We start from the raw sequence: 8,350 nt of genomic DNA, 5'->3' as shown, positions 1-8,350 counted from the left end.
CGCTCGGATCAATCTGCAACCTCTTCAATAGCCAAGAATGTCGAAACTATTTTACAGCCGCAGGCTATGGGTTCGATTAAACGTACGGCGCTCTAACGCGCATGTCGTCGATGACCGCACGAAGGCCCGCGTACATGTTCCGCCGGCTCGGATAATACAGGTAAAGCGAGTCCTCTGGCTGGCACCAAGTATCGAGACACTGAACCAGGTCTGCCATCCGCCAGGCCGACCGTGGCACGCTGCTCCCAGACATAGCCCAAACCGACACCACCCTGTATGGCTTGGACGATAAGCTCGTGATCGTCGAGGACGAGAGGGCCCGTGGGCCAGTAGTCGACGGCCCCACCGTCCTTGCGAAACTCCCACGCGAAGCGATTGCCGTTCGGAAAACACCGTAGTCATCCTGAATCATGACATGGACGTCGCTGCCACGAGTGACTGGGGCATCGACCTCGGGCCCGGAGCCGGCGACGATGGGGGGCAGGTGGTCGCCAACGGAACTCCAGTCCAGGCCGCTAGCGAAAAGGGCCGGACTGCCCCATTCCCGAGGAGGTACATTTAAGGTCCGCGCCCTTGTTACAGCAACACACCCCACTCGGTCGACGGATATTCGACGGTTGCCGCAGTCTCACTAGTCGAGGGTCGCACATCGGCGAAACGACGTGGCAGTTGCGTGCCTCGACTTGAGGGCAAAGCTGTGCCGGTGCCCATCTTCGCCGCCAACAACTTGCATCTGCTGCAGCCGTGGGCGACGCACCCTTTGTGGCAAATTGCCGGGTGGATTGGTGAGCCCTATCGCATCCGACTGTACGGGTTCTGGATGCTCCGAGCGCTAAACTTGGCTTGGGTTGCGAGACGGGCCGCGCATTCCTAGGGTTCACGCCTCACTCATGACGATCACCCCAAATTGGCTTCTAGCGGCCGAGGACACCATTTACTTTGCCAACCCGCCGTAAGCGATACGCCAGATGCTGCCATTACCGTCCTCGCTGACGAATAGCGACCCATCCTGCCCGACAGCGACGCCGACAGGGCGGCCCCAGACATCGGTATCCGAAGCCACCATTCCAGTCATGAAGTCCTCATAGGCGCCGGTTGGCTTGCCAGTCTCATCGAACAAGAGGCGGACAACCTTGTAACCGGTACGCTTGCCGCGGTTCCAGGAGCCATGCATCGCAACGAAGGCGCTGCCCTTATATTCGGCCGGGAACATCTCGCCCTCGTAAAAGGCGATCTGCAGTGGCGCCGAATGGGCCTGCATCAGCACGTCCGGTATCGTCACCTTGTCCTTGAGGTCGGGACGCGCGCCGGCGTGACGCGGGTCCTCGTGTCCGCCGATATAGTACCAGGGCCAGCCATAGGTCGCGCCCTGCTGCACCGCGGTGGCATATTCGAATGGTGTGTCGTCGCCCAGCCCGTCGCGCTCATTGACGACGCACCAGGGATTACCCGTTGCCGGTTGGATGGCGATGCCTGCGCAATTGCGGAGCCCGGTTGCATAGACCTGCTGGTTTTTGCCCTCCGGATCATAGGCCAGGACCATGGCGCGCCCTTCCTCCGTGTCCCAGGTCGCGCCGAGCGGCAGGTTCTTGTTGACCGCTTCGATGCCCCCCAAGAACGAGACTGGAAACATATCGAGCGCGACATTTGATCCCGACCCCACCGAGAGCAGCAAGATCTTGCCGTCGGGCGTAAAGGTGATGTCGCGGGTATAGTGATGCGTCCACAGGATGCGTGGAACAATGACTTCAGGTTCGCCCTTCGCCTCGATGTCACCGCTCTTGTAAGGGTAGCGGATGACGCTGTCGCTACTGGCAATGTAGATCCACTCCGGATCGGCGCCCGGCGGATAGAATGCTATGCCGAAAGGTTTGTTCAGCCCGCTGGCGAAGACTTGCGGCTCTGCCGTCGTGCCGTCTTTTGCCAGGCGCAGCACCCTGACATCGTTCGACATGCTTTCTGCGATAAACAGATCGCCATTGGGGGCAACGCGTATGGCTCGCGGCCCCTTGAGATTCAGCGCGACCGGTTCGACGGTGAAACCGTCCGGCACGAGAGGCTTGGCGCCTTCCGGGATCGGAACGATCGCGCCAAAATTCTGCGTGTCGCTGGCGGTGGGCTGGGGCATATCCTCAACCGTGAACTGGCGGCGAACGCCAGGCTTGTCCTGCTCCCAGCTGCCGAAGGCGTCCGTGCCGGTCAAAACCTGGGTGCTGTCCTGCGCCATGCCATGCCCAAGGCCGACACCCGCAGATAAGGTCAACGTGACTATGACCGTCCTTGCAACGCTAGACATATGCATGCTCCTTTCCTGCGGATGGCCTCCCCCGCCCCCCACACTGCAATGGTGAGCGGTTGGTGACCCTGACGGATGTCAACAGGTGAAAAAGTCCCGGCCGCCACCGGTGCCCGGCGAGCGGGGCCGCTGCCACGGTGAACGTCCACCTGCGTCCGCCTCGGCGTGAAGCACCTGTATCACGCTCAGTGCCCCGCCCAAGGCATCTCTCCGGAGGCACGCAAAAGGTTGCACAGGTCGTCGAGAGGCCTTCGCGGCCAGTGACCGCAATTGGCGCGAGGCGGTTGACACCCTCTCAAGCCGACAGTCCGCTTCCCATCTGTGGACGCCCCATGAGACGCAAGCGGTTTCTTGAAGCTTGGCACGTGGTCGAAGGCTGCCATCTGTCCGGTCTCTGATGTAGCACCGGAGGCTGCGGGCCCGTATGGGAGTTCGCGGACCGGATCCATATCACCCACAGCGTGCTCAAGGCACAGTGGAAAGCCCTGGTTTTTTCCGTTTCGAAGGAGCTGGTTTGCCGGAACGATCGCGGGAACTGCCGCTCCAGAGAAAGCCGTCGCGGCTTACCGCCACCGCTCGTCGACGCACGCCTTCGGTTGTTCGCCTCGATCCTGAGCCAGTGATGGATAGTCTGTGTATCCCTTCTCGCCGCCGCCATAATACGTCGTCGGATCTTCGGCATTGAGAGGCGCGCCGGTGCGCAAACGCTCCGCCAGGTCGGGATTGGCGATGAACTGTCGGCCGAACGCGATCAGGTCGGCCTTGCCTTCGCGAAGCCACTGCGCCGCGGTGTCGGGCTTGAAGCCGCCCGCCACTATCAGGGTTCCCTTGAAGTTTTTCCTGATCGTCTCGACCATACCCAGCGCCCGTGGATCCGGAGCGTCGCCGCGCTGCATCTGCTCCATGGCCGGGTTGACGATATGCAGATAGGCAAAGCGGAAGTCGCTCAGGCGCTCAGCGACATAGCCAAAGGTTGCCTCCGGTTGGTCGTCGTGGATGTCGTTCGCCGTGCCCATCGGCGACAGCCGCACTCCGATGCGATCCGGCCCCCAGACCCGCATCACGGCCTCGGCGATCTCGATCAGCAATCGCGCTCGGTTCTCGACCGGGCCGCCATAGAAGTCGGTACGTCGGTTGGTGCCGGTCTCGATGAACTGATCGAGCAGATAGCCGTTGGCGGCGTGGATCTCGACGCCATCGAAGCCGGCGGCCTGAGCGTTTCTGGCGGCGCGTTCATACTGCGCCACGATGTAGGGCATTTCTTCGATGTCGAGAGCGCGCGGTCGCACGAACGGGACCAGCTCGCCTTCGCCGCGCTCGTTCTCGATGAAGGCCGTCCCTTCCGGCACGATGGCGGACGGGGCGGCGGGGAGCATGTTGTCGGGCTGCAGGGCGGGATGCGAAATACGCCCGACGTGCCAAAGCTGGTTGAACATCAATCCGCCGGCCTGATGCACCGCTTGGGTGACCCGTTGCCATGCCTCTACCTGCTCACGACTGTGGATGCCGGGCGTCCAGGCGTAACCCTGTCCTTGCATCGAGACCTGGGTTGCCTCGCTCACGATCAACGCCGCGGATGCGCGCTGCGCGTAGTAGCAGGCGGCAAGGGAACTCGGCACATTGCCCGGCTGGCGCGCCCGCGAGCGCGTCAGCGGTGCCATGACGATGCGATGCTGCAGGTTGAAGGGTCCAAGCCGGTACGGCTGGAACAGCACGTCCGTGTCCGGCGCATGAGTAGCACCGGGGGATTGTTTAATGGTAGCTGCCTCGTCCATATTCCATCCTTCAGAGAGTGGAATTGCCAGGTCTCCAGGACCCTCATCGCGGAATGTTAGGAGCACAGCGATCCGCCTCAACTGACGCCCGTCAGTGCGGCTTACGATTGGCTGCCGAGACCGACGACGGCGCTCGGCCAACGATCGTTCATGCCATGCATGAAGAATCGGCGACTATCCGGTCGCGCTCGATTGCTGACGCCCGTCAATGACGGATGGGCGTTGGCTTGCTATAAGGCCCAGGAGATCGTTGGCCCAATGGGGTTGCCAGCCGGTTACAACCGCGCTGTATCCGTCTGGTCCCAGAGACGGTGAGGGGGTGATGCCGGTCCGTGTCAACGCAATGGTCCAATCCGTTGGCGAAGCCGAGGAGTTGGTCGACATTCGCCGTACGCACAGGATCGGCGCACTGATCGAAGCGTGAAGCGGCGCCTTCCCGTGCAGATCAGCCAAAGCTAGCGCGCCGCTCCGACTGCACCCTACCTGCCGCGCCCTATCAAGGAGACGCCGATGTCCCAATCGACCACCGATAGCCGGCCGGAAGCATCTGGCGAGATCCTGTTCGTCGCCTGTCCGGTCGATGCATCAGTGAACCGCGTCCCCCGCGCAAAACTCGACCGCAACCCGAAATGCGGGAGGTGTCACAACCCCCTCTTCGCTGGCAAAGTCGTCGAGCTCAACGGCGCGAACTTCGATTCGCACGCGCTCAAGAGCGACCTGCCGGTCGTGATCGACTTCTGGGCGGAATGGTGCGGTCCGTGCCGGATGATGACTCCCAATTTCGAGAGTGCGGCACCGCGGCTGGAGCCGCGGGTGCGGCTTGGCAAACTCGACACCGAGGCGGAACCCGCTATTGCCGGGCGCTACGGCATTCGCAGCATTCCGAGCATGATCATGATTAGCAAAGGGCAAGAGATCGCTCGCACCTCGGGCGCGATGCCGACGTCGGCGATCGTCGATTGGGTCGAGCAGGCGCTAAACAGGGCTTGAGGGCGCCTTTGCATAGCCTCTGGCAGCGCGGTCGTCGAACAATTGGCGGCGCGTCGCCCTGACGAGCGTAAAGGCGCGATCGGGCAGATAGCCTCATAGTGGCGGTCCAGCAGGTGAGGTGCGCAATGGCGACCATTCATAGGCAGAGAAGATGTTTCCCCGGGCGGGCGATCTCGATCTCGACAAGAGCGACCTCGAGCAGCTTGAGACTTTCGTTCGTCGGAAAGTCACGGACCTTGTTGTTCGCGGCGAGGCAAACGCCAAGGCCAACAGTCGCGACGTGGTCGAGCCCTGGGATCTCCCGATCACCAAGGGGCTCCAGGAGACGATCCACCGCTTCCGGCTGATCAATGCGGAGTTGCACCTGACGAATTACCTGTCCGGGCAGATCGGGTTGCCGCCGAGCGATCTTACGATCGGCGACGAGACCCAGGCACGGTTCTCCGAGATTGCCGGGGGACTATGCCTCGCCCTTGCGGAGACCTTCAGGATCATCGACCCGAATCTCAGGAATCCGACCACCAGGGCGCCTGTTCGACCTGCTGCACTAATGGCCGTTGCCCCTGGTTGCGTGCGATATATGGGGTGGGATTGTCGTTGTGGGTTTCGATGAAAGCGTCGATGTCGGCTTCAAGTTCTGCAGTGGAACGGTGTACGCCGCGCTGCAACTGTTTTCGCGTCAGCTCTGCGAACCATCGCTCGACCTGATTGATCCAGGATGCCGACGTTGGCGTGAAGTGAACATGCCAGTCTGGGCGGCGCGCGAGCCATGCCTTGACCCTTGGTGTCTTGTGGGTGGCATAGTTGTCCATCACCAGATGCACGTCCGGCCCATTGGGCATTTCGGCGTCAATCCGCTTCAAAAAGTCGGGGAATTCGGTCGCTCGGTGACGCTTGTAGCAATGACCGATCACGGCGCCAGTCGCGACGTCGAGCGCGGCGAACAGGGAGGTCGTGCCATTGCGGACATAGGTATGAGTGCGCCGTTCGGCAACGCCCGGCGCCATAGGCAGCACAGGCTGCTCGCGATCCAGGGCTTGGATTTGTGACTTCTCATCCACGCAAAGCACGACCGCCCGGTCCGGAGGCGACATGTAAAGTCCGACGATGTCCTGCACCTTATCGACGAAGAGCAGATCAGAGGAAAGCTTGAATGTCCCGGCACGATGCGGCTGCAGGCCAAATGCTGTCCAGATCCGACGGATGGTGGTATGCGAAAGTCCACTGGAGGCTGCCATCGAACGGATGGACCAGTGCGTGGCATCCTTGGGAGTGGTGTTCAATGTACGCTCGACGACCTGAGCAACCTGGGCATCAGAGACAGTTCGTGGTCGACCGGCACGATATTCATCTGTCAGCCCTTCAATACCATCTTGTAGGAACCGGCGGCGCCACTTGCCAACCGTATGCTCGTGGACCCCGAGACGCTCGGCAACGTCTTTGCTTTGCAGACCCTGCGCACACACCAAGACCATCCGGCATCGATCCGACAAGGAGCGCGGCGCTTTATGCCGGCGCACCTGAGATTACAGGAAATTTCTATCCGCGTCGCTCAGAACGACGAGGCCTGCTTGCCTGCCAACCATCAATCAACTCCTGCTCGAGGCTCTCGGATATGCAACGGCGTCAACGGAGAGCGCCAATGAAGCGCTCCGGCTGCTCGCAAGGGATCAAGAAATAGATGTCGTTCTCGCGGACTTCGCGATGCCGGAAATGAGCGGCGGTGAGCTTGCGAAAGCGATACGCGCGATGCGGCCAACTTTGCCAGTCATCCTCCCGGCTATAGCGATCGAGGCCCCCTGAAGGAACTGAAGGACTGGCGAATAATCTTGAAACCCTTCACGGAAAACGACTTGGTTAACGCCATCGAAGCTGCACTAAAGTAGGTGAGCTTCCGATGTCAGTTGTTGGCCCATCGCGTCATTTCGGGCGTTAGAGCGATTCAGTCGCTCCTGGATTGACGCGGACGTTAGGCTAGGTCTTGTGAGTACACGACCTAGTTTGCAGTAGCCGCCTCGAGAGGGGGCGTCCCCACACCTTTGCCCAGGTGCGGGAGGACCTCCCGGCCGATCTCCTCCAGCACCTCGCCCGCATCGCGCCGACCATATTTGAGGTTGAGGATGACGTGATTGACGCCAGCGCTGGCGAGTTCGTTCAGGAAGTCGAGCATGAAGTTGCGGCCGGCTCGGAATCCGAGATGAATTGGCCGAGGCGGCTCGGCCGGCTCGTCGGCCAGGTCGACATAGAGCGACTGCACGAAGGGCTTGAACACACCAGGCGACATGACCTCCACCGCTGCGCGCCATTTCGCGACCAGCTCCGCCTGCCGTGCGAGGTCGCGTGGATAGGTGATCCAGCCGTCCGCATGCTCGGCGATCCACTCAAAACTCTGGCGGCTCGAACCGGTGATCAGGATCGGCAGGCGAGAGACGGGTTTGGGCACGAGGTCCGCCGTTCCCATCAAGGCGCCATAGCTCGACTGGACGCTTGGAAATTCCTCCATGAGCACCCTGCGGATCGTCGACAGGTTCTCGCGAAAGAGGACGTCGCGCTGGTGCCAGTCGACACCGAATGCCGGAAACTCAACGGGGCGATCGCCGGATGCGACGCCGAGGACGAATCGCCCGCCCGTCAGTTGATCGACCGATGCGGACGCCTTTGCAGTATGGAGCGGGTGGCGCAAGGGGAGAATGATCGATCCGGTCGCAAGCGCGATCGTCGAGGTATGCGCAGCGATCCAGCCCAGCCACACCCACGGATCGTGGATCTGTCCCAGATCTCCGAAATTCGGATCTCTCAGAGGCACGTCTCGTGTCCAAAGGCCGGCAAAGCCGAGTTCCTCGGCGCGCCGGGCAAGACGCGGTTGATCGCGGATGCTGGGCTCGTCCCTCTCGAAAGCCTCGATAGGGAAGAACACTCCGAGCGATAGCCGGCCAAGCGAGAACATGCCCCGGAAGCCGGCGGAATCGCTGATGGACGCATCTTTTTTGGCTTTTAGCATGATGCCTCATTCTGGACGAAGAGCACATCGCGGCCATGACAACGGTCAATTTTTCACGGAGCGAGAGGGGAAGCTGTGCCAGACAAGCCGGGCCATGCTTTATTTCTCCAAATTCGGCGATTTACCGTGATCTCTGTATCGGGTGCGGCGCCCATCCACGGTGCCACAATCCCGCAATCAAGTTCGTTCGCCCTCGAAGAGGAGCTGGATCAAAGCCTCAAGTCCATTGTCGGGGGGAGCATCGGTCTCCGGTTGCGAAAACGCTGGTTCAACCATAACGATTCTCCA

Annotated in this window: 7 protein-coding genes and 1 pseudogene; 3 read left to right on the top strand and 5 right to left on the bottom strand. The window is 61.3% G+C overall.

Going from position 1 to position 8,350, the window contains the following annotated elements:
- Positions 1 to 76: 76 nt before the first annotated feature.
- The 3 genes and pseudogenes from FHT77_RS32140 to FHT77_RS28225 all read right to left on the bottom strand — a co-directional run.
- Positions 77 to 389, bottom strand: a pseudogene (locus tag FHT77_RS32140) (LysR substrate-binding domain-containing protein); the annotation flags it as partial.
- 545 nt (positions 390 to 934) lie between these two features.
- Complete coding sequence (locus FHT77_RS28230) at positions 935 to 2,296, bottom strand: PQQ-dependent sugar dehydrogenase (protein ID WP_183758570.1); 1,362 nt, start codon at positions 2,294 to 2,296, stop codon at positions 935 to 937.
- Positions 2,297 to 2,859: 563 nt separating this feature from the next.
- Positions 2,860 to 4,071, bottom strand: coding sequence for an alkene reductase (locus FHT77_RS28225; protein ID WP_183758568.1), 1,212 nt, complete (start codon positions 4,069 to 4,071; stop codon positions 2,860 to 2,862).
- A gap of 510 nt (positions 4,072 to 4,581) precedes the next feature.
- Between FHT77_RS28225 and trxC the strand changes: the two genes are divergently transcribed.
- A complete protein-coding gene (gene trxC, locus FHT77_RS28220) occupies positions 4,582 to 5,061 on the top strand; it encodes a thioredoxin TrxC (protein ID WP_210281058.1) in 480 nt (159 codons plus the stop codon).
- A gap of 151 nt (positions 5,062 to 5,212) precedes the next feature.
- The gene (locus tag FHT77_RS28215) at positions 5,213 to 5,674 is read left to right on the top strand and encodes a DUF1931 family protein (protein WP_183758566.1); all 462 of its coding nucleotides are present in this window, start codon (positions 5,213 to 5,215) and stop codon (positions 5,672 to 5,674) included.
- On the opposite strand, the gene FHT77_RS28210 is transcribed toward FHT77_RS28215, so the two are convergent.
- Positions 5,568 to 6,581, bottom strand: a complete 1,014-nt coding sequence (locus FHT77_RS28210) for an IS630 family transposase (RefSeq protein ID WP_312859785.1) — start codon at positions 6,579 to 6,581, stop codon at positions 5,568 to 5,570. The two genes, FHT77_RS28215 and FHT77_RS28210, sit on opposite strands and share 107 nt — an antisense overlap.
- Positions 6,582 to 6,636: 55 nt before the next feature.
- Here FHT77_RS28210 and FHT77_RS32335 point away from each other — a divergent pair, with 55 nt between their 5' ends.
- A complete protein-coding gene (locus FHT77_RS32335) occupies positions 6,637 to 6,864 on the top strand; it encodes a response regulator (RefSeq protein WP_183758575.1) in 228 nt (75 codons plus the stop codon).
- Positions 6,865 to 7,057: 193 nt separating this feature from the next.
- Here FHT77_RS32335 and FHT77_RS28200 read toward each other — a convergent pair whose 3' ends face one another.
- Complete coding sequence (locus tag FHT77_RS28200) at positions 7,058 to 8,062, bottom strand: LLM class oxidoreductase (RefSeq protein WP_183758565.1); 1,005 nt, start codon at positions 8,060 to 8,062, stop codon at positions 7,058 to 7,060.
- Positions 8,063 to 8,350: the final 288 nt, after the last annotated feature.

It is taken from the genome of Rhizobium sp. BK181 (assembly GCF_014193305.1).
Lineage (GTDB): Bacteria > Pseudomonadota > Alphaproteobacteria > Rhizobiales > Rhizobiaceae > Rhizobium.
This window is presented reverse-complemented; position numbering and strand designations above follow the sequence as displayed.